At 70.5% G+C, this 23,966-nt stretch carries 22 protein-coding genes and 1 pseudogene; 12 read left to right on the top strand and 11 right to left on the bottom strand.

The annotated features are described in order from the left end of the window. The first annotated feature begins 488 nt into the window (after nt 1-488). Together ABZT87_RS19580 and ABZT87_RS19575 are read left to right on the top strand one after the other, a co-directional pair. The gene (locus ABZT87_RS19580; protein WP_355137141.1) at nt 489-881 is read left to right on the top strand and encodes a YciI family protein; all 393 of its coding nucleotides are present in this window, start codon (nt 489-491) and stop codon (nt 879-881) included. A 3-nt stretch (nt 882-884) separates the two neighbouring features. Beyond that, entirely contained in the window at nt 885-2,141 is a 1,257-nt protein-coding gene (locus ABZT87_RS19575; RefSeq protein WP_355137111.1) for a DUF6596 domain-containing protein, read from the top strand. Nucleotides 2,142-2,190: 49 nt separating this feature from the next. Here ABZT87_RS19575 and ABZT87_RS19570 read toward each other — a convergent pair whose 3' ends face one another. Then, nucleotides 2,191-3,291 (bottom strand): ionic transporter y4hA, encoded by a 1,101-nt coding sequence (locus ABZT87_RS19570; protein ID WP_355137109.1) that lies wholly within the window; start codon nt 3,289-3,291, stop codon nt 2,191-2,193. Nucleotides 3,292-3,383: 92 nt separating this feature from the next. Between ABZT87_RS19570 and ABZT87_RS19565 the strand changes: the two genes are divergently transcribed. Next, entirely contained in the window at nt 3,384-3,746 is a 363-nt protein-coding gene (locus tag ABZT87_RS19565) for a metalloregulator ArsR/SmtB family transcription factor (protein ID WP_355068696.1), read from the top strand. After that, complete coding sequence (locus ABZT87_RS19560; RefSeq protein ID WP_355068698.1) at nt 3,743-4,246, top strand: SRPBCC family protein; 504 nt, start codon at nt 3,743-3,745, stop codon at nt 4,244-4,246. Before ABZT87_RS19565 ends, ABZT87_RS19560 begins: the two co-directional genes overlap by 4 nt. Here the strand turns inward: ABZT87_RS19560 and mug are convergent. After that, nucleotides 4,243-4,812, bottom strand: coding sequence for a G/U mismatch-specific DNA glycosylase (gene mug, locus ABZT87_RS19555; protein WP_354863231.1), 570 nt, complete (start codon nt 4,810-4,812; stop codon nt 4,243-4,245). The genes ABZT87_RS19560 and mug overlap by 4 nt on opposite strands. A gap of 105 nt (nt 4,813-4,917) precedes the next feature. On the opposite strand from mug, the gene ABZT87_RS19550 reads away from it, so the two are divergent. Together ABZT87_RS19550 and ABZT87_RS19545 are read left to right on the top strand one after the other, a co-directional pair. Further along, nucleotides 4,918-5,661 (top strand): methyltransferase domain-containing protein, encoded by a 744-nt coding sequence (locus tag ABZT87_RS19550; protein WP_355068702.1) that lies wholly within the window; start codon nt 4,918-4,920, stop codon nt 5,659-5,661. An 89-nt stretch (nt 5,662-5,750) separates the two neighbouring features. Then, nucleotides 5,751-5,879 (top strand): hypothetical protein, encoded by a 129-nt coding sequence (locus ABZT87_RS19545; protein WP_355068704.1) that lies wholly within the window; start codon nt 5,751-5,753, stop codon nt 5,877-5,879. A gap of 24 nt (nt 5,880-5,903) precedes the next feature. Here ABZT87_RS19545 and ABZT87_RS19540 read toward each other — a convergent pair whose 3' ends face one another. Further along, nucleotides 5,904-6,251, bottom strand: coding sequence for a hypothetical protein (locus ABZT87_RS19540; RefSeq protein WP_355137107.1), 348 nt, complete (start codon nt 6,249-6,251; stop codon nt 5,904-5,906). Nucleotides 6,252-6,564: 313 nt separating this feature from the next. Here ABZT87_RS19540 and ABZT87_RS19535 point away from each other — a divergent pair, with 313 nt between their 5' ends. Further along, nucleotides 6,565-7,845 (top strand): ThuA domain-containing protein, encoded by a 1,281-nt coding sequence (locus ABZT87_RS19535; protein WP_355137105.1) that lies wholly within the window; start codon nt 6,565-6,567, stop codon nt 7,843-7,845. Between the two features lie 87 nt (nt 7,846-7,932). Beyond that, nucleotides 7,933-10,767 carry a PQQ-dependent sugar dehydrogenase gene (locus ABZT87_RS19530; RefSeq protein WP_355137103.1) on the top strand — a complete coding sequence of 945 codons (2,835 nt, stop codon included), beginning with the start codon at nt 7,933-7,935 and terminating at the stop codon, nt 10,765-10,767. 89 nt (nt 10,768-10,856) lie between these two features. Here the strand turns inward: ABZT87_RS19530 and ABZT87_RS19525 are convergent, their stop codons facing one another. After that, a complete protein-coding gene (locus tag ABZT87_RS19525; protein ID WP_355137101.1) occupies nt 10,857-11,441 on the bottom strand; it encodes a hypothetical protein in 585 nt (194 codons plus the stop codon). 55 nt (nt 11,442-11,496) lie between these two features. Beyond that, complete coding sequence (locus ABZT87_RS19520) at nt 11,497-11,925, bottom strand: VOC family protein (RefSeq protein ID WP_354861873.1); 429 nt, start codon at nt 11,923-11,925, stop codon at nt 11,497-11,499. Nucleotides 11,926-12,028: 103 nt separating this feature from the next. Between ABZT87_RS19520 and ABZT87_RS19515 the strand changes: the two genes are divergently transcribed. Next, a complete protein-coding gene (locus ABZT87_RS19515) occupies nt 12,029-12,937 on the top strand; it encodes an NAD-dependent epimerase/dehydratase family protein (RefSeq protein WP_355137099.1) in 909 nt (302 codons plus the stop codon). Here the strand turns inward: ABZT87_RS19515 and ABZT87_RS19510 are convergent. Continuing rightward, the gene (locus ABZT87_RS19510; RefSeq protein WP_355137097.1) at nt 12,934-13,374 is read right to left on the bottom strand and encodes a GNAT family N-acetyltransferase; all 441 of its coding nucleotides are present in this window, start codon (nt 13,372-13,374) and stop codon (nt 12,934-12,936) included. The two genes, ABZT87_RS19515 and ABZT87_RS19510, sit on opposite strands and share 4 nt — an antisense overlap. 621 nt (nt 13,375-13,995) lie before the next feature. On the opposite strand from ABZT87_RS19510, the gene ABZT87_RS19505 reads away from it, so the two are divergent. After that, nucleotides 13,996-14,319 (top strand): GNAT family N-acetyltransferase, encoded by a 324-nt coding sequence (locus tag ABZT87_RS19505; RefSeq protein WP_355137095.1) that lies wholly within the window; start codon nt 13,996-13,998, stop codon nt 14,317-14,319. 10 nt (nt 14,320-14,329) lie between these two features. On the opposite strand, the gene ABZT87_RS19500 is transcribed toward ABZT87_RS19505, so the two are convergent. Further along, nucleotides 14,330-14,770 (bottom strand): VOC family protein, encoded by a 441-nt coding sequence (locus tag ABZT87_RS19500; RefSeq protein ID WP_355137093.1) that lies wholly within the window; start codon nt 14,768-14,770, stop codon nt 14,330-14,332. Nucleotides 14,771-15,530: 760 nt separating this feature from the next. Here ABZT87_RS19500 and ABZT87_RS19495 point away from each other — a divergent pair. Beyond that, nucleotides 15,531-16,181 carry a VOC family protein gene (locus tag ABZT87_RS19495; protein WP_355137091.1) on the top strand — a complete coding sequence of 217 codons (651 nt, stop codon included), beginning with the start codon at nt 15,531-15,533 and terminating at the stop codon, nt 16,179-16,181. A gap of 70 nt (nt 16,182-16,251) precedes the next feature. Next, entirely contained in the window at nt 16,252-16,911 is a 660-nt protein-coding gene (locus ABZT87_RS19490) for an MSMEG_1061 family FMN-dependent PPOX-type flavoprotein (protein ID WP_355137089.1), read from the top strand. A 19-nt stretch (nt 16,912-16,930) separates the two neighbouring features. Here the strand turns inward: ABZT87_RS19490 and ABZT87_RS19485 are convergent. The 4 genes and pseudogenes from ABZT87_RS19485 to metH form a co-directional block, all read right to left on the bottom strand. After that, nucleotides 16,931-17,923, bottom strand: a pseudogene (locus ABZT87_RS19485) (IS701 family transposase); the annotation flags it as partial. 13 nt (nt 17,924-17,936) lie between these two features. After that, nucleotides 17,937-18,719, bottom strand: coding sequence for a DUF6082 family protein (locus ABZT87_RS19480; RefSeq protein ID WP_355137087.1), 783 nt, complete (start codon nt 18,717-18,719; stop codon nt 17,937-17,939). A gap of 719 nt (nt 18,720-19,438) precedes the next feature. Beyond that, nucleotides 19,439-20,134: a VOC family protein gene (locus tag ABZT87_RS19475; protein WP_354861890.1), complete on the bottom strand. Its 696-nt coding sequence runs from the start codon at nt 20,132-20,134 to the stop codon at nt 19,439-19,441. A gap of 71 nt (nt 20,135-20,205) precedes the next feature. Beyond that, entirely contained in the window at nt 20,206-23,721 is a 3,516-nt protein-coding gene (gene metH / locus ABZT87_RS19470; protein ID WP_355137085.1) for a methionine synthase, read from the bottom strand. Between the last annotated feature and the right edge of the window lie 245 nt (nt 23,722-23,966).

Raw genomic sequence — 23,966 nt, 5'->3', positions numbered from 1 at the left:
GTTGAACGCCTTCGCCATCACCTTCAGCGACCGCTTCCCACCTGCTGAAACCTACTAACCAAGATCGCCGAAAACACCCTTAGCGAGACAGCCCCATCTAGGCCCCAACGACCACGTAACGGAAAGGCCCAAACCAGACAATCAACGCCAGCCCCGACGAGCATCCGCCACTCGCGCGGCTGATCGACTCCAGGTCGGCGATATCGGGGTGTCCCAACGCCCTGGATACAGCGACTTCGGCGAAACGGAGTTGATCAGACCCCGGCCGCCCGATCCCCGGCCGCGAGCGCACAACGGCGGACCCGGGAACCGCCCCCACCCGTTGATCATGAAGTTATTGCCCCGACACGCCGGCATCGAAGGCAATAACTTCATGATCAACCAGGGATCTGGTGGGGGTGGGAGTGTCCGGGTGGGGGGTTGGGGTTCGACGTTTCCGTTGAGCGGTGCCGGGGCGGCACCGGAGACAGGAGGCCACTGTGAAGTACATGATTCTGCTCTACGGGTCGCAGCAGGACTATGACGTGCTGTCGGGGCGGGCTTCCGACCGGCCGGCCATGTCCGCCGAGCAGATCGCGGCCATGCACCAGCACATGGAGACGTTCCACCAGGCGCTCGCCGAATCCGGGGAACTGGTCGACGCACGGGGCCTCAGCGAGCCGGTGCACACCCGTCGCGTGCAGGTCCGGGACGGGGCGACCGTGGTCACCGACGGCCCGTACCCGGAGACGCAGGAGGTGCTCGCGGGTTACACGATCGTGGAGTGCGCCAGCTTCGACCGGGCCACCGAGATCGCCGCCGGCCTGGTCGACCCGGACACCCCCGGCGCGTACGTGGACGTGCGGCCGGTGCTGGACGGCGTCGAGGACCTGGCCGGCTGACCGGTGTCGGCAACGCCCGCCGAGGATCTGCTGCGCGAGCTGGCGCCGCAGGTCCTCGGCGCGCTGGTCCGCCGCTTCGGGCACTTCGACACCGCCGAGGACGCGGTGCAGGAGGCGCTGATCGCGGCGGCGGACGGTTGGCCGCGCGACGGCGTACCGGAGAATCCCCGGGCGTGGCTGATCATCGTGGCGTCCCGGCGGCTGACCGACCTGCTCCGGCGTGACCAGGCGCGGACGCGGCGGGAGGAGACGGTGGCGCGCTGGGTGTTGCCGGAGCAGTGGTTGGCGCCGGCCGCCGACCGGCCCCCGGCGGATGCCGACGACACGCTCATCCTGCTGTTCCTGTGCTGCCACCCGGCGCTCACGGCGGCGTCGCAGATCGCGCTGACGCTGCGCGCGGTGGGCGGGTTGAGCACCGCCGAGGTGGCCCGCGCGTTCCTGGTTCCGGAGGCGACGATGACCCGGCGGATCAGCCGGGGTAAGCAGCGCATCCGCGACAGTGGCCTGCGGTTCGCGCCACCGACCGGGGCGGAGCGCGCCGACCGGGTCGCCGCGGTGCTGCACGTGCTCTACCTGGTCTTCACCGAGGGGTACGCGCGTACCGCCGGCCCGGGGCTGCTGCGCGCCGACCTGACCGCCGAGGCGATCCGACTGACGCGGCTGGTGCACCGGCTGCTGCCCGACGACCCCGAGGTCGCGGGGCTGCTCGCGTTGATGCTGCTCACCGACGCCCGCGCGCCGGCGCGGATCGGCGCCCACGGCGAGTTGGTGCCGATGGCCGAGCAGGACCGCAGCCGGTGGCGGGCCGACCAGATCGCCGAGGGGGTCGCCCTGATCACGGGGGCGCTGCCGCGCGGGGTCGTCGGGCCGTACCAGCTCCAGGCGGCCATCGCGGCCGTGCACGACGAGGCGCCCACCGCGGCGGCCACCGACTGGGCGCAGATCACCGCCCTGTACGAGGTGCTGCTCGGCCTGTCCGACAATCCGGTCGTGGCGCTCAACCACGCCGTGGCGGTGGCCATGAGCCGGGGCGCGCCGGCCGGCCTGGCGCTGCTGGCCGACCTGGCCGACGACGTCCGGTTGGCCGACGATCCGCGGCTGCCGGCCGCCCGCGCCCACCTGTGGGAGCTGCCCGGCGAGCGGGTCGCGGCGCGGGAGGCGTACCGGATGGCGGCGGCACGCTCGACGAACCTGGCGCAGCAGCGCTACCTCAACGCCCGCGCGGACCGTTTGGCGGACGACCCGCCGGCCGCCGGCTGAGCCGGCGGCCGGCGGCAAACGAGCGCCGAGGGGCGCGACGCCGAGAAGGTCAGGGGCTGGCGGCCAGGAAGACGAACGCGGCCAGCAGCACCAGGTGCACACCGCCCTGCAACACGTTGGCCCGCCCCGGCACCACGGTCAGCACGGCGGTCACCGCGGTGAGCGCGAGCAGCGCGAGCTGGGTGCCGCCGAGGCCGAGCAGCAGCGGGCCGTCCAGCCAGATCGAGGCGATGGCGATGGCCGGGATGGTCAGGCCGATGCTGGCCATCGCCGAGCCGAGGGCGAGGTTCAGACTGATCTGCACGCGGTCCCGGCGGGCGGCGCGGGCGGCGGCCAGGGTCTCCGGCAGCAGCACCAGCAGGGCGATGATCACGCCGACGAACGCGTGCGGCAGGTTCGCCGCCGCCACGCCGGCCTCGATGGTCGGCGAGACGGTCTTGGCGTCGCCGACCACCGCGACCAGCGCCACCAGCAGCAGCCCCAGGCTGATCAGCGCCGCGCGGGTGGTCGGCGGCTTGGCGTGCTCCTCGGCGTCGATCACCCGACCCTCGGTGTCGACGGGCAGGAAGTAGTCGCGGTGCCGGCCGGTCTGCACCAGCACGAACAGCCCGTACAGCGCGAGCGACGCGACGGCGGCGAAGGCGAGCTGGGCCGGGCTGAACTCCGGGCCGGGGCGGGCCGTGGTGAAGGTCGGGATGACCAGGCTCAGCGTGGCCAGGGTGATCACGGTGGCCAGGGCCCCGCCGGTGCCCTCGGGATTGAACACGGCCACGCGTCGGCGCAGCGCCCCGAGCAGCAGGGACAGGCCGAGGATCCCGTTACAGGTGATCATGACGGCGGCGAAGACGGTGTCGCGGGCGAGCGACTGGGTCTTCTCCGGCCCGCTGATCATCAGCGTGACGATCAGGGCCACCTCGATGACCGTGACCGCGACGGCGAGCACCAGCGAGCCGTACGGCTCCCCCACCCGGTGGGCGACCACCTCGGCGTGGTGCACGGCGGCGAGCACCGCACCGCCCAGCAACGCGGCGACCACCACGACGAGAGGGGCGGGAATGTCCCGCCCCCACGTCACGAGCAACACCAGCACGGCGAGCACGGGTACGGCGACGGTCCAATCGAGCAGGCGGGATCGAAGCTGGGCTGGCATGCCCTCAAGAGTGCCAGGTCAGGTGATCATGTGCCCACCATCGACGCAGCCGGCCCTACGCAAACCCGTAACCTATGGGTTACGCTTCGGGCGTGGACGAGGTGGCCACCGCGATCGCGGACCCGGTGCGGCGGCGCATCCTGACCATGCTGCGCGACGCGCCGCTGGCCGCTGGTGAGATCGCCCAGCGGTTCGCCATCAGCCGACCCGCGGTCAGTCGCCACCTGCGGGTGCTGCGGGAGAGCGGGCTGGTCCGCGACGAGCTGATCGGCCGCCGCAGGATCTACCGCCTCGACCCCGGCCCGCTCGCCGCGCTGATCGACTGGCTCGCCGAGTTCACCGCACCGGACCGGTGGGAGCAACGCCTCGACGCCCTGGAGACCGAGGTCCATCGAACCCGCCGGGAACGCCGCGCCCGCGGCCCGGCGGAACACCGAACGGAGCACATCGCATGACCCGTACACCCGCTGGCCGCCTGTTCCGCACCGCCACCGGCCACGACCTCGTCCTGACCCGCACGTTCCGCGCCCCGGCGGCGGACGTGTGGGCGAGCCTGACCGAGTCGGAGCGCACGGCCCGCTGGTTCGGCCCGTGGGAGGGCGACGCCGGGCCCGGCCGGACCATCCGGGTCCAGATGGCGTACGAGGAGCAGCAGCCCTGGTGCGACGTACGCATCGAGGTGTGCGAGCCGCAGCGGCGCCTCGGCGTGTCGATGATCGACGGCTCGGGCAGCTGGCTGCTGGAGTTCGCGCTGACCGAGACCGACGGCACCACCGAGCTGCGCTTCGCCCAGCGCCTCACCAGCCTGGACGGCATCGCCGAGGTGGGCGCCGGCTGGGAGTACTACCTGGACATGCTGGTCGCCTCCCGGGACGGCTCCCGCCAACCGGAGTTCGACGAGTACCACCCCGCCATGACCCCCTACTACCGGGCGCTGGCCGCCGACGGCGTCTAGGAACCCGCCTCCCGCCGCAGCGCCGCGAACTCGGCCGTCAGCGCCGGCAGCGGGAAGTGCGCGTTCAGACCGCTGGGGTTGGGCAGCACCCAGACCCGGGCCGGGCCCAGCCGCTCCGGCTGCGGGCCCAGCCCGGCCTTCGGCCGGACGAACGCGATCCGGTACGCGGTCACCCCGAGAATCGCCACCCACCTCGGCCGGTGCCGCTCGGCCTTCACCGCCAACCCGGTCACCCCGGCCACCAGCTCGGCCGGGGTCAGCTCGTCGGCGCGGGCGGTGGCCCGGTTGCTCAGGCTGGTGATGCCCAGTCCCTGCCGCAGCAGCTCGGCGCGCTCCCACGGGCGCAGCTCCCGGTCGGTGAAGCCGGCGCCGTGCAGGGCCGGCCAGAAGCGACTGCCCCGGCGGGCGAAGTGCTCCCCCACCGCCGCCGAGTACAGACCCGGGTTGAAGCCGCAGAACAGCACCCGCAGGCCCGGGCCGATCACGTCCACCAGGCCGCGACCGGCCGCGGCCGCGACCTCCTGCCGGGTCGGCGGCCGCCAGGGCTGCGCCGCGCCCGCGTCCACTGCACCGATCCTGCCGTACGCCCCGACACCCGTCCCGACCTGCGCGCAACCCGAACGCACCCCACCCGGTGCGCGCCGGTGATCACGACTTGACACCCTGAACGGATGCACAGCACCGACCACCTCGCCGCCAGCCGGTACGCGCGGATGCGCTGGAACACGCCGCTCTCGGAGGAGCACGCGGCCCTGCTGCTGCGACGACTCGACGTACGCCCCGGCGCGCGCGTGCTGGACCTCGGCTGCGGCTGGGGCGAGCTGCTGCTGCGCGCCGTCGCCGCGGGCGGCGTGGCAGGCCCCGTCGCGACGAGGGGCGTCGGTGTCGACACCGACGAGGCCGCCCTCGCCCGCGGGCGCAGGCTCGCCGCCGAGAAGTCGCTGAACCGGCACGTCGCCTTCGTGATGGGCGAGGCCGCGGCCTGGCACGAGCCGGCCGACCGGGTCCTGTGTATCGGCTCGGCACACGTCTTCGGCGGCACCGGCGCGGCCCTCGACGCGCTCGCCAGCGTGGTCCGACCGGGTGGGCGGCTGCTGCTCGGCGAGGGGTACTGGCAGTCCGACCCCACCGCGGAGGCCACGCGAATCTTCGGTGCGGACGTCACCGATCTCGCGGGCCTCGTCGAGGCCGCCCGCGCGCGCGGTTGGCGGCTGCTGCACCTGAGCACCGCCGACCAGCGGGAGTGGGACGACTTCGAGTCCACCTGGCTCGCGGGACGGCAGGAGTGGCTGCTGACGTACCCCGAGGATCCCCGCGCGGACCAGATCCGCGCGGAGCTCGACGACCGGCTGCGCCAGTACGTCGGCGGCTACCGCGGCGTCCTCGGCCTCGCGTACCTCGTCCTCGGTCGCTGACGCCTCCGGCGCAAGCCTGCCCGTACTACTCCGTCTCCACCGCGGACCGGACCACCGCGCCCGAGCTGGAGCGGTTCCTGGCCGAGCGGATGAACGCGACGACGATCGAGGTCGACTCCTCGCACCTCGCCATGGTCACGCACCCCGAGGCGATCGCCGACCTCATCCTCATGGCGACCAGGGGCACTCGCGACCCGGAGTCGAACGGCCGAGGCTGACCACCGCGACGCTGGCGCGCACCGTCAGGTCAGGACGCACGCGGTGCCGCAGTACGGGCAGTGCGCGCGCTTGGCGTTCGAGGTGACCTCGACATCGCAGCGTGGGCACCGGCCGTCCTCCCACAGGCCCTGATCCAGGCCGAGCTCACCGCCGTAGTAGTCGCGATCGGGCCAGGCGACCAGCTCGACGTCGAGGCCCGGGTCGACATCGTCCTCGAACCAGGTGACGTTGGCCAGGGTCAGCACCGTTCGCATGCCGTACACCTCCTGCGTGAACCGCGGCAGGGCACGCCGCAGGACGTCGACCAGCTCACGGACCGGCAGCGCCGCGAGTTGCCCGGCGAGGCGCTCGCGATCTTCGTCGGTGGACATACCGCCGACCCTACGTCCCGCTCCGACGCCGGCGCTGACCGTGCCACGGTGCGTCCCAGGCCGGAGCGGGTGGGCTTGACGGGGCGCAGACATCGGAGGTTTACTGCGTCAGCGATGTGAGTCGATGCACTGCGACCGTCCACAGAGGTTGGTCGGAGTCATCGGCTGGCCAATCGCACGTTCACCACCGCTCCACATCACCGCACCATCTCAGCCGAGCATCGGCGGCCCGGCTTCCGCACCACCGCCACCCTGGCCCCGGGCGTGCCCTCGAGCACCCCTCGGGGTCGACGCTCAGCAGAGGAGCAAGACCATGCGTTCCCGTCCCCGCCTGTTGGCATTCGTCACCGGCCTGGCCGTGTTGATGGCCGGCCTGATAGCCCTTCCCACGACGGCCTCGGCCGCACCGCTGACCAAGGTCCTGGTGTTCAGCAAGACCGCCGGCTTCCGGCACTCGTCCATCCCGAACGGAATCGCGGCCATCCAGCAGCTCGGCGCTTCCAACGGCTTCAGCGTGACCGCGACCGAGGACGCCGCCCAGTTCACCACCTCCAACCTGGCCCAGTACCAGGCGGTGGTCTTCATGTCGACGACCGGCGACGTCCTCAACGCCAGCCAGCAGACGGCCTTCGAGCAGTACATCGCCGCCGGCGGCGGGTACGTCGGCGTGCACGCCGCCGCCGACACCGAGTACAGCTGGCCGTGGTACGGCCAGCTGGTCGGCGCGTGGTTCGACTCGCACCCGGCGATCCAGACCGCGACCGTGAAGATCGAGGACCGGAGCAACCCGTCGACCGCGCACCTCGGCGCCACCTGGGTCCGCTCCGACGAGTGGTACAACTACCGCACCAACCCCCGCTCCAGCGCGCGGGTCCTCGCCAGCCTCGACGAGTCGTCCTACAGCGGCGGCAACATGAACGGCGACCACCCGATCACCTGGTGCAAGGCGTACGGCGGCGGTCGGGCCTGGTACACGGGCCTCGGGCACACCGAGGCGTCGTACACCGACCCGAACTTCACCCGGATGCTGCTCGGTGGCCTGCAGGTCGCCGCCGGTTCGGTGAGCGCCAACTGCTCGCCGGGGACCACGCCGACGACCCCGCCGCCGACCACGGCCCCGCCGACGACCGCCCCGCCGACGACCGCCCCGCCGACCACGGCCCCGCCGACGACGGCCCCGCCGACGACCCCGCCGCCCGCCGCCACCGGTTCCACTCTGCGTGCCCTCGCCAACAACCAGTACGTCAGCGCCGCCAACGCCTCCACCCCGCTGATCGCCAACAAGACCACTGCGGGGACCAGCGAGCGGTTCGAACTGGTCAACCTCGCCAACGGCAACGTCGCGCTGCGCGCCAAGAGCAACGGGCAGTTCGTCGCGGCGGAGAACGCCGGGGCTGCCGCGCTGATCGCCAACCGGGCCACCGCCGGGGCGTGGGAGACGTTCCAGCTGATCCGCAACTCCGACGGCACGGTCAGCCTGCGGGCCACCGTGAACAGCCGGTACGTGGCCGCCGACAACGGGGGCTCCTCCCCGCTGATCGCCAACCGGACCTCCATCGGCCAGTGGGAGAAGTTCAACCTCGTCACCAACTGACCGCGCCGCGGCTCGCTTCTTCACCACCCTCACCTGGCCGTGGTGCGCCCCCGCACGCCCGGCCCTGGTCGTCGAGGAAGGACGATCATGCTCTCGAACCCCCGGCGCTGGTCCCGGGCACTCGTCGCGGCGGTCACCACCGTCGCGAGTGTGACCCTGGCCGTGGCCGCACCCTCCACCGCCGCCCAGGCGGTGGTTATCCCCGCCAGCGACTATCAGCAGGTCAAACTCGCCACCGGCTCGGCCGAGCTGGGCGAGGCCATGTCCCTGGCCATCCTGCCCAACCGCTCGGTGCTGCACACCGCCCGCAACGGCGTCCTGCGGGTCACCGACGTGGCCGGCAACACCAAGGTCTCCGGCACCCTGTCCGTCTACACGCACGACGAGGAGGGGTTGCAGGGCGTCGCCGTCGACCCCAACTTCGCCACCAACAGATGGATCTACCTGTACTACTCGCCCACGTTGAGCACCCCGTCCGGGGACGCCCCCACCACCGGCACGCAGTCGGACTGGGACCGGTGGAAGGGGCACCTGCGGCTGTCCCGGTTCACCCTCAACAGCGACGACACGCTCAACCTGAGCAGCGAGAAGATCGTGCTCCAGGTCGCCAACGACCGTGGGCAGTGCTGCCACGTCGGCGGTGACCTGGACTTCGACGCCGCCGGCAACCTGTACCTGACCACCGGCGACGACACCAACCCGTTCGAGTCGTCGGGCTACGCGCCGCTGGATGAGCGCACCGACCGCAACCCGCAGTTCGACGCCCAGCGCTCGGCGGGCAACACCAACGACCTGCGGGGCAAGGTGCTGCGGATCAAGCCGCAGGCGGACGGGACGTACACGATCCCGTCGGGCAACCTGTTCGCGCCCGGCACGGCCAACACCCGTCCGGAGATCTACGCGATGGGTATGCGCAACCCGTTCCGGATGAGCGTCGACAAGGCGACCGGCGTCGTCTACGTCGGCGACTACGGCCCGGACGCCGGGAGCACCAACTCCAGCCGGGGTCCGCAGGGTCAGGTGGAGTTCAACCGCATCACGGCGCCCGGAAACTTCGGCTGGCCGTACTGCACCGGCAGCAACACGAGCACGGAAACATACAATGAATACACCTTCCCGTCCGGGCCGTCGCAGTCGAAGTACAACTGCACGGGCGGGCCGACCAACAACTCGTTCCGCAACACGGGCCTCGGCACGCTGCCCGCGGCGAAGCCGGCCTGGATCAAGTACGCCGGCGACTCCGGATCACCGTCGGAGTTCGGCAGCGGCTCCGAGTCGCCCATGGCCGGGCCGGTCTACCGGTACGACGCCTCGCTCAACTCCAGCATCAAGTTCCCGCAGTCGCTCAACGGCCAGTTCTTCGCCGGCGAGTACGGCCGACGCTGGATCAAGCCGATCGCCATCAACGCCGACGGCTCCCGCGGCGAGATCTCCTCGTTCCCGTGGAGCGGCACCCAGGTCATGGACATGGCCTTCGGCCCGGACGGCGCGCTGTACGTGCTGGACTACGGCACCGGCTCGAACAACCAGGCGCTGTTCCGGATCGAGTACATCGGCGGCGGCAATCGCAACCCCATCGCGGTTGCCTCGGCGAACCCCACGTCGGGGGCCAACCCGTTGACGGTGAACTTCTCGTCGGCTGGCAGCTCCGACCCCGAGGGCGGGGCGCTGAGCTACCTGTGGACGTTCGGCGACGGCACCACGTCGACGGCGGCCAACCCCACCAAGACGTACACCACCAACGGCACCTACTCCCCCACCCTGAAGGTCACCGACCCGGCCGGCCTGACCGGTACGGCGAGCCTGGTCATCACCGTGGGAAACACCGCGCCGACGGTGACGCTGACCTCGCCCGTCGACGGGCAGCTGTTCAACTTCGGCGACACGGTGTCGTACCAGATCAGCGTGAGCGACCCACAGGACGGCACGATCGACTGTTCCAAGGTGAGCCTGACGTACGCGCTGGGCCACGACAGCCACGCTCACCAGATCACCTCGAAGAACGGGTGCAGCGGCTCGATCACCCTCCCGACCGACGGTGAGCACGACGCGGCGGCCAACATCTACGGGGTCTTCGACGCCGCCTACACCGACAACGGCGGGCTGACCACGCACAGCATCAAGACGCTGCAACCGAAGCACCGCCAGGGTGAGCACTTCGGCGCGACGTCCGGTGTCCAGGCCACCGACCACACCAGCGCCGAGGGTGGCCGCACGGCCGGGTTCATCGAGAACAACGACTGGATCTCGTACACGCCGTACAACCTGGCCAACGCCAACCGCATTACCGTGCGGGCGTCGTCGGCCGGCGCCGGTGGCACCATCGAGGTCCGGACCGGGTCGGCCACCGGCACTCTGCTGGGCACGGTCACGGTTCCGGTGACCGGCAACTGGGAGACGTTCGTCGATGCGTCAGCCACTATCAGCAACCCGCCCAGCGCGTCGACCACGCTGTACCTGGTCTTCAAGGGCGGGTCGGGCTACCTGTTCGATGTCGACGCGTTCACCTTCACCACCGGCACCGGTGGCAGCACGCCGGTGAGCACGCTGCGGGCGCAGGTCAACAACCAGTACGTGTCGGCGGTCGGCAGCACCGCGTTGATCGCCAACAAGGCCAGCGTCGGCACGACCGAGCAGTTCGACCGGGTGGACGCCGGCAACGGCAACATCGCGCTGCGGTCACGTGCCAACGGGCTCTACGTTTCGGCCACGAACGCCGGCGCCGCAGCGTTGGTCGCCAACGCCACGTCGGTCGGGTCGTGGGAGACCTTCCAGCTCATCACCAACTCGGATGGGACGGTCAGTCTGCGCGCCACGGTCAACAACCAGATCGTGTGCGCGGAGAACGCCGGGGCCGGGTCACTGATCGCCAACCGTACGTCCGTCGGGGCCTGGGAGAAGTTCGTCCTCACCACCGGCTGACACGTGGTGGGCCCGGCCCGTTCGGTGACCGGGCCGGGCCCACCGCACCATCGACTGCCGACGCGCCGCGTCGAGAGGGGTCCCCGCCGTCAGGAGTCGGCGGGGACCCCGCTGTCGAGTTGCCCGATCATCGGCGCCAGCAGGTCGTTGAGTTCCCGGGCCAGCACCACGACCGCCCGACGTGCCGCGGCGGCGACGTCGTCGTCCGGGCCGTCGGGTGTCGGCGGCAGGCCCTCGAGCGGCAGCGGCGCCTCCACCTGGAGCAGCGCGCGAAGATGCGGACTACGCGTCCGGTCCTGCTCGGTGGGCGTGGTGAACTGGCCGAACAGCTGCGGCCAGTCCCGCCAACCACGGTCGCGTTGCCACTGCTTGGTCCAGGTCAGCTCCGCGGGCCAGCGGGAGGCCACGGTGACCGCGCAGACCATGCCGCCGTCCCACGGACTGCGTTCGCAGGTCGCCGAGATGATGCGCCGGTGCCACAGGACGAAGCCGGGCGACAGCTCGCTGGCCACCCGCCAGGCCGTCGCGGCGAACGCGACCGGCGCGAAGTCGCCCCACGTCTCGGCGAATTCGTCGATCCGGCGGAGCACCTCGGCCTCGTAGCGACCGTGCCCGCCGGTGCCGTGCTCGCGGTCGAACTGCTCGTCCACCCAGAAGGCGCGCGGTTCCCGCATCCTCGACCCCGTTCTCGACGACCGTCAGCACCCCGGTCGCACGAGTGCCACGCCACTATCCCACCATGATGCAGAACGGGTGGCCGGCCGGGTCGGCGTACACGCGCAACGGCTCGTCCGGGTCCTCGATCCGGTCGTAGCGCAGCCGGCCGCCGAGGCGCAGCACACGCTCGTGTTGAACCAGCAGCTCGTCGACGGAGTCCACGGTCAGGTCCAGGTGTAGCTGTTGTGGCACGTCGTTCTTCGGCCACGTCGCCTCGGGCAGGTCGTCGATTTGCTGGAACGCGATCTGTGGGCCACCGTCCGGGGACCTGAGCACCAACCAGTCACGGCCGCGCTCGTCGGGTCGGCCGTCCACGGGTGGCTCGTCGCCGGGTCGATAGACGAAGCCCATGAGCTGCCGGTAGAACTCCGCCAACTTCCGCACGTCGGTGCCGTCGAGCACCACCGACGTCAGCCGCGGAACGCTCTCCTGGTCGATCATCCTCCATCACCTCCGGACGCCATTGTGGTCGCGCCCTGCCCCCGTCGCACCCGCAGCCGCCGCGTGCTTGACACGCACCCCACTGCAGAGTGGACGATTCAGCGTGCGGATTCTCGTGGTGGGTGGCAGTGGCCTGATCGGCGCGCACGTCGTGGAGGTGCTGCGCGAGCGCGGTCATGCCACGACCGCGGTGTCGCGTACCGCCCAGCAGGGAGTCGACCACCTGCTCGACGTCGAGTCCGCCTCGATCGACGACCTGCGGTCGCTGCTCGCCGGTCACGACGGCGTCGTGTACGCCACCCGGACCGACGAGCAGCGGCCGCTGCCCACGCCGATCTACCCGCAGTTCCGGCGCGACAACGTCGATCCGGTGGTACGCCTGTTCACCGCCGCCCGCGCCCAGGGCCTCACCCGTGGCGTGATCATGGGCTCGTACTACACGTACTTTGACCGGTCGCACCCGCAGTGGCGGCTCGCCGAGCGGCACACGTACATCCGCTGCCGCCTGGAGCAGGCCCGGGAGGGGCGCGCCGCCGCCGGGGCGGGTCTGCCGGTCGCCGTACTCGAACTGCCCTTCGTCTTCGGCCGGGCCGGCGACCGGCTGCCGAACTGGGCCGGTCCGCTGGACCGGTGGGCGCGCTCGCGTACACCTCTGGTCGCGCCGACCGGCGGAAGCGCGGCGGCTTCGGCGCGCAGCGTGGCCGAGGTCGCGGCCGACGCCCTGGAGCAGGCCAGCGGCGCGGACATTCCGGTCGCCGACGAGAACCTCACCTGGCACGACATGATCGCGCGCATCGCCGACGCGGTCGGCCGACGCCGCAGGGTCGGCCGGCTACCGGCCGGCGCGGCACGCACGGCCCTGCGGCTCGGCGGCGCGTTGCAGGCCCTCAGTCGCAAGGAGTCCGGGATCAATCCCACTTACCTCGCCGACCTCCTGCTCGCGGAGTTGTTCATCGAGCCGACGACCGGCCGCGCGCTGGACCCGGCGCTGCGCGAAACCTTCCCTGGCTAGCCGGTTGGGCGCGCGAGGTACGCCGTCTTGACGTCGGCGGAGAACCCGCAGGCGCGGTAGAACGCGTGGGTCGCCAGGTTCTGCGAACCCGTCATCAGCATCGCCTTGTAGCAACCGGCGTCCCAGGCGGCCTGGAGCGTGCCGGCCATGATCTGCCGACCGAGCCCGGTGCCGCGTCGGGATTCGTCGACGACGACGTTCTCGATGACGGCGTACGGCGATGCCGATCGGCTGAGGTTGGGGATCACGTTGAGGTACGTCGTGGCGACGACGACCCCGTCCAGGTCGAGGACGAACAGACGCAGCCCGGGTGAGCCGAGGATCTGCGCGAAGGCCGCCGCATCGGTGCCGTCGTCCAGCACCGGATCGTCCGGGTTCAACTGCCGGTACAGGTGGATGATCTGCGCGAAGTCGTCGGGCCGGGCCGCACGGAACATGCCGCGAGCGTAACGAAGGCGGCGGTCGCCGTGAGCGCCGCGCTCAGTGGCAGTGCTGCGGCGAAGCCGCGCCGACCGGACCGACTCCCCAAGATCTGCGCAACTTCGGGGATATCGTGGTCTCCCTGCGCCGGGAGGCCGCAACAACCCTGAAGTTGTTGGCTCCGCCAGTGGCGGTGTCGCCCTCGTCGCCCATCCCCGCCGGCCGGGTTTCGTCGCGCTGCGCGTGACGGCCACCGGCACCGCCGGCAACACCGTGACGCAGACGGTGCTGCTGGCCTACCGGACCGCGTGACGGGTGGAGTCCGGGGCGGCGGTAACCACCCCGGACTCCACCGCCCGTGCTGTCGGCGACACTCACGTCGTACGCCAGCGTGACGTGTTGTCCAGCATTGGTCCCGGCTCCCGCCTCCGGGCAACCGCACGATCATGTGTGCGAGGCTGGCGCGGTGACCGACTTCGGCATCCGCGCGGCCACCCCAGCCGACGCCGACTTCCTGGTGGACATGCTCGTCGAGGCCGTGAACTGGCTGCCCGAGCGCGACTGGCCTCGCGAGCGGATCCTGGCGGATCCCGCGCTGGCCCACTACGTCACGGGGTGGATGCGACGCACCGACGTCGGTGTGGTCGCGGTCGACCCCGCTCACCGGCCGCTCGGCGCCGCCCTGGTTCCGGCACCTGAGCGCCGAAGATCCCGGCTACGGGTACGTCGCCGACGACGTGCCGGAGCTGACCATCGGTGTCCTGCGAGCCTGGCGAGGGCGGGGTGTCGGCCGGGCGCTGCTGCGTACCGTCCTGGGCGCCGCGCGGGACCGCGGCATCCGGACCGTGTCGCTGAGCGTGGAGCGGGCGAATGCCGCCGCCCGTCTCTACGCGTCCGAAGGGTTCCGCACGGTCGAGTCGTTCACGGACGCGGACACCATGGTCGCCGAGGTCGGGGCCTGACTCTCGCGGCTCAACGGAGGTGCTCGGCCAGTCCGACGATGATGCCCTCCGGGCCGCGCAGGTAACAGAGCAGGAAGATGTCCTCGTACCGCTCGACCTCCCCGACGAGTTCGGCCCCATGGGTACGCAGTCGGGCGATGACGTCCTCGATGTCGTCGACGGCGAACATGATCCGACGGATCCCCAGGGTGTTCGCGGGCGCGTTCTCCGGTGCGGGGCTGATCGCCTTCGGCGTGTGGAACATCGCCAGCTCGACCTTGCCGTGACCGTCCGGGGTCCGCAGCATCGCGACCTCCTGGCGGACGTCGTCGATGCCGATCACACGCTCCACCCACCGTCCCTCGATCGGCCCCCTGCCCTCCAGCTCCATGCCGAGTTCGACGAAGAACGCGATGACAGCGTCGAGGTCGTTGACGACAATGAGGACGTTGTCCATCCGCTGGATCGCCATGCGGGATCTCCTCGCTCTGGTGCGCCGCCGTGGTCGCATCCTCCCCCGAGACGAAGCCACCAGCGGGTTCTCGACACGGAAAGGGTCCCGACTGGTTTTTCTCTCGCCGTGCGACGCCTGGGCCGCGCTCGCTCGAAGGCGGCTGCGTCAACGCCACACCCTCCCGACGTGGGGCGGCATGGCTGGCAGGCTGCCCTCCCGGGATCGACCTCGGCGGGGAGTACAACCGGGTGTGCGATCATCGGGTCGTGGATGACCGGCTCCCAGGCGCGGTGGCGAGCACGGCCGATGACCTGGGCGGCAGAGGCGATGTCGCCCAGCCGGGCGTCGTGTCGCTTGGCACCGCCCTCCGGCGTTGGGCCCTTGGCCTCACCATGGGAACTCTCCTCGTCCTGGCGCTGTCCTAATTCTACTCCGACGGGATGCTCGCGATTCTCAGCGCGTTGGGCCTCCTGCATCGCACGGATGACCGACGGTCACGGTGGGTACTGGGCTCAGCGGTGCTGATCGCAGTGCCAGCGGCCCTTGCCGCTGCGGTGCTGTTGAAAGGGTCGCTACCGCAGCCCTGGGACGGCATCCTGTTCGCCGCACTCGGCGCTCTGCTCGGAAGCGTCGCCTACGCTGCCGTCACCCAGATCCGGCCAGGGACACGCTGACCACCCACCGGGGTCATCGTGGCCAACCAGGCTGTCGCCCCTCCACGTCGCGGGCAGCCGGCACCCGAACTCCGGTTGGGGCGTCCGATGTTAGGTTCGCTGGCATGACGCGGCAGATCACGGCCAGCGAGTTTCACGCGGCCGAGGGTGTGGAGGACTGGCGCTCCCTGTATCACCTGGTCTCCGCTCACTTCCCCACCGGTTCGTTGACCGAGGGCATCGCGTTCGTCGATGAGATCGGCCGCCTCACCGACGAGGCCGAGCAGCGGATTCTGACCATCGACGTACGCGGCACCGGCGTGACGGTGTCCCTGTCCCGGCGCGATGCCGGGCTGGCCAGGCGGATCTCGGCCGCCGCCAGGGAGCGGGGCCTCTCCGCCGATCCGACCGCCGTGCAGGTCATCAACCTCACCCTCGACGCGCTCGTCAGCGCGGAGGTGCTGCCGTTCTGGCGTGCGGTGCTCGGCTATTCCCAGATCGGCGACGACTACCTCTACGACCCGTCGCGCCGTGGCCCCGGCTTCGGCGTCCAGCAGATGGACGTGCCGCGCCCGCAACGGAACCGCATGCATCTCGACATCGCTGTTCCGCACGATCAGGCCGAGGCGCGCATCGCCGCCGCCCTGGCCGCCGGCGGCCAGTTGGTTTCCGACGCACACGCGCCGATGTGGTGGGTTCTGGCCGACGCGGAGGGCAACGAGGTGTGCGTCGCCACCTGGGTCGGCCGCGACCTCAGAGCGTCCGGGGCGATCTGAGCTGCGGGTCCGAGCACCCGCCAGCAGCACAGGCCCCCACGGCTTCTGGCTGCCCAATAGGGTCGGCGGCATGACGCCAGCCCCTGCCACCACCGCCTTCGACTCGCTCCGCCTCGACGCGGTGCCCGACCAGCAAGCGCTGCGCCGGGCCTACGACCTCCCCAGCGAGGCGGCCGTACGGAAACAGATGACCGAACTCACCGAGCAGACCCGACGGTTGATCGGCTGTGCGTCCCTTGTCCTGGTCGCGAGCGTGGACGCCGAGGACAACTGCGACGTCTCCCCGCGCGGCGGCCCCGCCGGATTCGTGGCCGTGCTGGACGCACGGACGGTGGCGATCCCCGACGCGACTGGCAACAAGCGCCTGGACACGCTGCAGAACGTCATCGCCACCGGACGGGCCGGGCTGCTGTTCATCATCCCCGGGCGCACCACGACGCTTCGGGTGAACGGCCGAGCCTGCGTCTCCACCCGCCCCGACCTGCTGTCGCAGCTGACCGCCGTGGGTAAGCCGCCGGCCAGTGCGCTGGTGGTGGGAATCGAGGAGGTCTACCCGCACTGCCCCAAGTCGCTCCTGCGCACCGGGGTCTGGGAGCCCGAGCGGTGGCTGCCAGCGGACGCGCAGCCGACCTCGGCCGAGGTGACGCTGGCCCAGCTGCGGATGCCGGAGCTGACGATCGCCGACATCGAGCAGGCGGAGGCGGACTCGCTGAAGTACCGGTACGAGTGACGAGCCGCGCAACGATCGTTTGAAACGATTCTTCGATCTTCCAGCGGCGGCCGGCCACCAGGACGAGGCTGCGTAGCGGGACGGCCTCGGGTGTCCAGCAGCGGTAGAAGGCCAGCTTGCCAGTCCTGCGGTTGCGGCGGATCAGCAGCCAGTGGTGCCCGCCGTGGGCGTCGGCGGCGTGTGGCAGTGCGGTAGAGGACTAGTCGTAGTAGCGATAGCCTTTCGCGCCTCGACCGGCGGACACCCGCTGCCAGGCGGTGGCAGGAAGACCGGCGGCTAGCACGTCAACGCGGTAGACGCCAAGGCCGGTGATCACCTGATGCGAACAGGCCACGGCCAGGACGTAGCCCAGTCGCAGCTCACGAAGCCGTGCGCCCAGATGCGGATCGTTGCCGTAGGCCTCGTCGCCGGCCACCCATCGACATGGCAGCGCGGCGGTGACCGCCGCGGCGATCATCCGAGACGCGAGCTGCGGCTTGGTCGCGAACCGCACCTGCTCAGGGACACCGGCCTCGGCGCGGCGCTCGGCGTCGTCGCACCAGGACCTGGGCAGGTAGAGCGCCGTGTCGAGCATCGCGTGAACAGCATCGGTGGCGTAGACGAGGTGCACGGCGACCTGACAGTTCTCGATCTTCCCGGCGGTGCCCGAATACTGCCGCTGCACGCCGACGGTGTGCCGGCCCTTCTTCAGATCGCCGGTCTCGTCGATGGCCAGTACCGCCTCGGCATCACCGAGGTGGTGGCCGACGAACTCGCGAACATCGGCGCGGACCTCGGCATCGTCCCACTTCACCCGGGTCAGCAGGTCCTGCATTCCGTCCAGACCCCTGTCACCCGCATGCTCCGCGATCGTCCAGCAGTTCTTTCGTGGTAACGGCGCCAGCAAGCCCCGGACGAAGTCACGCACCCGACGACGAGGCTCCGGCCTGCGGAGACGCTGCCCGGTCGTCAGCATCAGGTCATCGAACAACACCCGCCACCGCTGGGCGTCTACCCTGTATCCGGCAGTCACCGCCGCGTCATGCTCAGTCCACACAACCGTCCATGCTCGATGGTGGCTGCACCCGCTCCGGCCCCGGGTGAGCCCTCCCCCGGATCAGACCAACATCTCTGGCTGGAGTACGAGCTGATCGCAGCCGGCGCCATACCAGGCCTGCCGAGATACTCGCCGCAACGCCGATGACGACGCAGTTCAATAGGCGAGCGGCCGCTGGGACGGAGATTCGGACGGGACTGAGGCCATCTTCAGGCCCCGCTGCGCGCACTCTCGGTTCGGTCAACAAAGTTCTGGAATGCTCCTCATCAATGATCAGGAGAAAGCGTCGTCCTCGCCTCGTCCCCGCCGTACTCGCCGCCCAGGACCCCCGAGCCATCAGCCAGAAACGCCGAGCGACGTCGCCACGAAACATGCCGCCCAGCATGTCCCGAAGCAGCGGCTCCGAGATGGTGCCAATCTCGTAGCCCATCCAGGCGTACTGCAACAGCAGGTTGGTGTAGATGTGCTGCCGCTTGGCGGTGTCATCGGGCAAGTCCAGCGGACCCCAGCAGGGCAGGTAAACAGGTAAATCATCGAGTTGCATCCGGATCAGATCCGCGTGGAAACCGCGGATGGCCTGGATCCGTTCCGCTCTGGTCTGGCGGGCCTGGAGCAGCAGCGACGCCGCTACGCCTCCGAGCGCAAGTGCCGACAGGACCGCCGACGTGGCTCCGTAGGTCTGGCCGATATCACTTAACCGGCCCCAGTCTTCCGCCTCTCCCAGGCTCACAGCTCGCAGTGCGATGGGCGACAGGATCACCAGCCCCACCACGAGAAGGACTACAGCGACTGCGGCCGACGCTTGGCCGACGCGACGGGCCAGGCTCCGCCCTCCTATCGCCGGGCCTGGCACCGAAGCGCCACCGACACTGCGTCCGTCTGCACGGTCCCGACCCCTGGTGCTTCGATGCATCCCGGCATTCTGCCGTCCCGTGCTGCTCTTCTGCTGACCGTAACAATGGCTGGGTTGCGCCCCCGTGCTGCTGTCGTACCAGCGAGGACGGCATGAAGGTTCGGATCACGATCTCCGGCTGGAGTACTAGCCTCGGTGGCATACCACGACGACCGCTTGCCCTTAGGCAACAATCACGGGCGTCTACCTGCTGCTCTGTCGGCCATCCGCTACCGGCGTGGTCCGTGCTCGTCCGGTGGCGCCCGAGCCGGTCGTCACCCAAGCGCCGCCCTGGCTGATCTCGCAGCGGCGACACCTGCGCCCGCGATTGCGGATGCCGGCGATGATCCTGCCCTTGCCGGCGCACACGCGGCCGGCTACCTGCGTGCGTGGGCCGCCCTAGGCATGATGGTGGTCATGGAAAAGAGCCACTCGTTGATCGCGACGATGTGGGCGGTAGCTTGGTAGCGGACGGCGGGTTTGTCGTAGCGAGTAACGAGTGCCCGGTAGCAGCGTCCACCACCCGATCCGGGTACCCGGATACCGGCCAGGACCGGGATTGACTGCGGGCTGTCTCCTCGATGGCCGGTCAGCCCGGTCTACGAGTCGTCTCGGCCCTGCCAGGTCGTCACACAAGCCTCGTTACCCTCGATATCGGCGAGAACCCAGAAGGCGGGAGCATGGGACGCGGATACAAGTCGGCCACCGGCCGTCAGCGCGGCTTCGATCCGCCGTGGAGATTCGTCGTGCGGGACACAGATGTCGAAGTGGATGCGATTCCGGTCCCGGCGTGGCTGATCCATTTGCTGAAACCAGATCGCCGGACCCTGCCCGACCGGGTCGACGATCGGATCCTTCGGACCGTCGGCTCCCGCCTCGTCCGTGTAGCCCAGCACGGCCTTCCAGAACGGCCTGACCGCTGCGATGTCGAGCGCGTCGATAGCGATCTCCACGAGCTGGACCGACCGGGGCGCTCCCGTACCAATCTCAGGCTCCGTCCGTAGCCCGACATTCCAAATGGCGGCGGAAACTTGATGCGCCAGGTCGATATCGCAAGCGGTAAGCGCCGCCTGATCCAACGATTGCAGGGTCATGACAACCCGGTCTGGCCGGATATCAACGCGTAGGTGCTGATCGGCATGGCTGCCGCACGCCGCCACCACGCGCGCCGCCACCTCAGTTGCCTGGACCAATGAGCCGACGGGGACCGACGTGCGCAACGCGCCCAGCAAATACCGCCATCCCTGGTCGCTGACCGCGTCCGAGGCCGCCCGCCGACTCAGTGTCCGTTCCATGTAGGCATCCTCACATGCGCCCAAACGAATTCCGCACGCTGGCAAGGATCTAAATGGTCTAGACGTGGTCGTTACTTGGCGTTGAAGTAGCTCGCTTCCGGATGGTGGACCACGATGGCGTCGGTGGCCTGCTCCGGCATCAGCTGGAACTCCTCGGACAGCTCCACGCCGATCCGCTCCGACCCGAGCAGATCCACGATCTTCGCCCGGTCCTCCAGGTCGGGGCAGGCCGGGTAGCCGAACGCGTACCGGCAGCCCCGGTAGTCGTTGCGCAGGATTCCGGCCAGGTCGCTCGGGTCGTCGTGGCCCAGCGGACGCCCGTCGGGCAGGGTCAGCTCGGCGCGGATGCGCCGGTGCCAGTACTCGGCGAGGGCCTCGGTGAGCTGCACGGACAGCCCGTGCACCTCCAGGTAGTCGCGGTACTCGTTGCGGGCGAACAGCTTCGCCGCGTACTCGCTGACGGGTTGCCCGACGGTGACCAGTTGCAGCGCGACCACATCGAGCTGGTCGCCCTTGGGCTTGAAGAAGTCCGCGAGGCAGAGCCGTCGCTCCTGGCGCTGGCGGGGGAAGGAGAACCGGGCGCGCTCCGCGTGCCCGTTCTCGTCGAGCACCACCAGGTCATTGCCTTCGGAGTACGCGGGGAAGTAGCCGTACACCACGGCTGCCTCAAGGACCTGGTCGGCGATGAGCCGGTCCAGCCAGTACCGCAGACGCGGCCGGCCCTCGGTCTCGACCAGTTCCTCATAGGACGGCCCGCTGCCGCCCCGGGCGCCGCGCAGCCCCCACTGCCCGAGGAACGTGGCCCGCTCGTCGAGCAGCGCCGCGTAGTCGGCCATCGGTACACCCTTGACCACCCGGGTGCCGAAGAACGGCGGGGCGGGCACCTCCACGTCCAGCGCCACATCGGAGCGCACCGAGGAGTCGTGCAGCTCCGGCAGGGACTCGGTGACCATGGTGCGCTGCCGTTCCCGGCGGGCACGACGGGCCGCCAGGGCCGCCTCCCGCTCCGGGTCGATCACCGGCGCTCCGCCGCGCTTGGCGGTCATCACCTTGTCCATCAGGGACAGACCCTCGAACGCGTCCCGCGCGTAGTGCACCTCACCGGGGAACATCGACCGCAGGTCGTCCTCGACGTACGCGCGGGTCAGCGCCGCCCCACCGAGCAGGACCGGCCAGCGGTCGGCGACCCCGCGCGTGGCCATCTCGGCCAGATTCTCCTTCATGATGACCGTGCTCTTGACCAGCAGCCCGGACATGCCGATCGCGTCGGCGCGGTGCTGCTCGGCGGCGTCCAGGATGGCGCTGATCGGCTGCTTGATGCCGATGTTGACGACCTCGTAGCCGTTGTTGGACAGGATGATGTCGACGAGGTTCTTGCCGATGTCGTGCACGTCGCCGCGCACGGTGGCCAGCACGATGCGGCCCTTGCCGCCGTCCTCGGTGGTCTCCATGTGCGGCTCCAGGTACGCCACCGCGGTCTTCATCACCTCGGCCGACTGGAGCACGAACGGCAGCTGCATCTGCCCGGAGCCGAACAGCTCGCCGACGACCTTCATGCCGTCCAGCAGGATGTCGTTGATGATCGACAGCGGGGCTCGGCCGCCGGCCATCGCCTCGTCCAGGTCGGCCTCCAGGCCGTTGCGCTCACCGTCGATGATGCGCCGCTTGAGCCGCTCGTCCAGGGGCAGCGCCGCCAGCTCCTGCGCACGGGTGGCGCGCGCGCTGGTCACGTCGACGCCCTCGAAGAGCTCCAGGAAGCGCTGCACCGGGTCGTACCCCTCGCGGCGCCGGTCGTAGACCAGGTCGAGCGCGACCTCGCGCTGCTCGTCGGGGATCTTCGACATCGGCAGGATCTTGCTGGCGTGCACGATGGCCGAGGTCAGGCCGGCCTGGACGCACTCGTGCAGGAACACCGAGTTGAGCACCTGCCGGGCCGCCGGGTTGAGCCCGAAGGAGATGTTCGAGATGCCCAGGGTGAAGTTGACCCCCGGGTAGCGGGTGGAGATCTCCCGGATCGCCTCGATCGTCTCGATGCCGTCGCGGCGGGTCTCCTCCTGACCGGTGGCGATCGGGAACGTCAGCGCGTCGATCAGGATGTCGGCGCGGTCCATCCCCCACCGGCCGGTCAGGTCGTCGATCAGCCGTGCCGCGACCCGGACCTTCCACTCCTTCGTACGCGCCTGGCCCTCCTCGTCGATGAGCAGCGCCACCACCGCCGCGCCGTGCTCGCGCACGACGGGCATGACCCGCGCGTACCGGGAGTCGGGGCCGTCGCCGTCCTCGAAGTTGACCGAGTTGACCACGCACCGGCCGCCGAGCATCTCCAGCCCGGCCTCGACGACGGCCGGCTCGGTGGAGTCCAGCATGATCGGCAGCGTCGACGCGGTGGCGAACCGGCCGGCCAGCTCGCGCATGTCCCGGGTGCCGTCGCGCCCGACGTAGTCCACGCACAGGTCGAGCAGGTGCGAACCGTCGCGGGCCTGGCTGCGGGCGATCTCCACGCAGGCGCGGAAGTCACCGGCGAGCATCGCCTCCCGGAACGCCTTCGAGCCGTTGGCGTTGGTCCGCTCCCCCACCATCAGCACCGACGCGTCCTGGGCGAACGGCACCGGGTGGTAGACCGACGAGACACCCGCCTCGTGCTGCGGCTCGCGGGCCGGGGCGGTGACGCCGTGCAGCCGCTCGGCCAGCACCCGGATGTGCTCCGGCGTGGTGCCGCAGCAGCCGCCGACGAGCCCCACGCCGTACTCGGTGACGAACCGCTCCAGGGCGTCGGCCATCTCCACGGGAGTCAGCGGGAAGTACGCGCCGTCGGCGGTCAGCACCGGCAGGCCGGCGTTCGGCATCACCGACACCGGGATGCGGGAGTGCTGCGACAGGTAGCGCAGGTGCTCGCTCATCTCGGCCGGGCCGGTGGAGCAGTTGAGCCCGATCAGGTCCACCCCGAGCGGCTCGATCGCGGCCAGGGCCGCGCCGATCTCGCTGCCCACCAGCATCGTGCCGGTGGTCTCCACGGACACCTGACAGATGATCGGCACCTGCTGCCCCAGCTCGGCCATCGCTCGCTTCGACCCGACGACCGCCGCCTTGACCTGCAACAGGTCCTGGCAGGTCTCGATGATCAGAGCGTCCGCGCCCCCGTCGATCAGGCCGGCGGCGTTCTCCTGGTACGCGTCGCGCAGGGTCGCGTAGTCGGCGTGCCCGAGGGTCGGCAGCTTGGTGCCCGGCCCCATCGAGCCCAGCACGAACCGGGGCCGGGCCGGGGTGCTCGCCGCGTCGGCGGCCTCCCGCGCGATCCGGGCGGCCGCCGTCGACAGCTCCCGGATGCGGTGCGGGATGTCATATTCGGCCAGGTTGGCCAGGTTGGCGCCGAAGGTGTTGGTCTCCACGCAGTCCGCGCCGGCGGCCAGGTAGGCGTCGTGCACCCCCCGCACCACGTCGGGACGGGTGACGTTGAGGATCTCGTTGCACCCTTCGAGCCCGTCGAAGTCGTCGAGCGTGAGGTCAGCGGCCTGCAACATCGTGCCCATCGCCCCGTCGGCGATGAGGATCCGATCGGCCAGCACATCCAGCAACGAAGTCCGCACCCGTTCAGGTTAGTGCGATCCTGCGTGAACCCGAGCGCCGTCCGGGCCCGATCCCATATTGTGTCGGGCGGATCACGCTGTCCGGTTCGCCGCCGTATGCCCGGTGGTGGACCGGGCGGACCGGCGCGGCCGACGGGCCGCATCCCTGCCCGGCACGTAGGCTGGCGGACGTGAAGGACAACAGGGACGCCGCCGTGCACCACGGCCCGACGACCGGGCGCGGTCCCGGTGTCGGCCGCGACGAG

It is taken from the genome of Micromonospora sp. NPDC005237 (assembly GCF_040607775.1).
Taxonomy (GTDB): domain Bacteria; phylum Actinomycetota; class Actinomycetes; order Mycobacteriales; family Micromonosporaceae; genus Micromonospora.
Note: the sequence above shows the minus strand (reverse complement) of the source record. Positions and strands in the feature narration are given on the sequence as shown.

Excerpts from the sequence above, each read along its gene's own strand:
- ABZT87_RS19570 (WP_355137109.1), bottom strand. The coding sequence starts at position 3,291 with ATGCCAGCCCAGCTTCGATCCCGCCTGCTCGATTGGACCGTCGCCGTA.
- ABZT87_RS19475 (WP_354861890.1), bottom strand. The coding sequence starts at position 20,134 with ATGGAACGGACACTGAGTCGGCGGGCGGCCTCGGACGCGGTCAGCGAC.
- ABZT87_RS19545 (WP_355068704.1), top strand. The coding sequence starts at position 5,751 with ATGAACGCGACGACGATCGAGGTCGACTCCTCGCACCTCGCCATGGTC.
- ABZT87_RS19500 (WP_355137093.1), bottom strand. The coding sequence starts at position 14,770 with ATGGCGATCCAGCGGATGGACAACGTCCTCATTGTCGTCAACGACCTC.
- ABZT87_RS19510 (WP_355137097.1), bottom strand. The coding sequence starts at position 13,374 with ATGTTCCGTGCGGCCCGGCCCGACGACTTCGCGCAGATCATCCACCTG.
- ABZT87_RS19580 (WP_355137141.1), top strand. The coding sequence starts at position 489 with ATGATTCTGCTCTACGGGTCGCAGCAGGACTATGACGTGCTGTCGGGG.
- ABZT87_RS19525 (WP_355137101.1), bottom strand. The coding sequence starts at position 11,441 with ATGCGGGAACCGCGCGCCTTCTGGGTGGACGAGCAGTTCGACCGCGAG.
- ABZT87_RS19540 (WP_355137107.1), bottom strand. The coding sequence starts at position 6,251 with ATGTCCACCGACGAAGATCGCGAGCGCCTCGCCGGGCAACTCGCGGCG.
- ABZT87_RS19535 (WP_355137105.1), top strand. The coding sequence starts at position 6,565 with ATGCGTTCCCGTCCCCGCCTGTTGGCATTCGTCACCGGCCTGGCCGTG.
- ABZT87_RS19520 (WP_354861873.1), bottom strand. The coding sequence starts at position 11,925 with ATGATCGACCAGGAGAGCGTTCCGCGGCTGACGTCGGTGGTGCTCGAC.
- ABZT87_RS19550 (WP_355068702.1), top strand. The coding sequence starts at position 4,918 with ATGCACAGCACCGACCACCTCGCCGCCAGCCGGTACGCGCGGATGCGC.
- ABZT87_RS19560 (WP_355068698.1), top strand. The coding sequence starts at position 3,743 with ATGACCCGTACACCCGCTGGCCGCCTGTTCCGCACCGCCACCGGCCAC.
- ABZT87_RS19530 (WP_355137103.1), top strand. The coding sequence starts at position 7,933 with ATGCTCTCGAACCCCCGGCGCTGGTCCCGGGCACTCGTCGCGGCGGTC.
- ABZT87_RS19495 (WP_355137091.1), top strand. The coding sequence starts at position 15,531 with ATGACGCGGCAGATCACGGCCAGCGAGTTTCACGCGGCCGAGGGTGTG.
- ABZT87_RS19490 (WP_355137089.1), top strand. The coding sequence starts at position 16,252 with ATGACGCCAGCCCCTGCCACCACCGCCTTCGACTCGCTCCGCCTCGAC.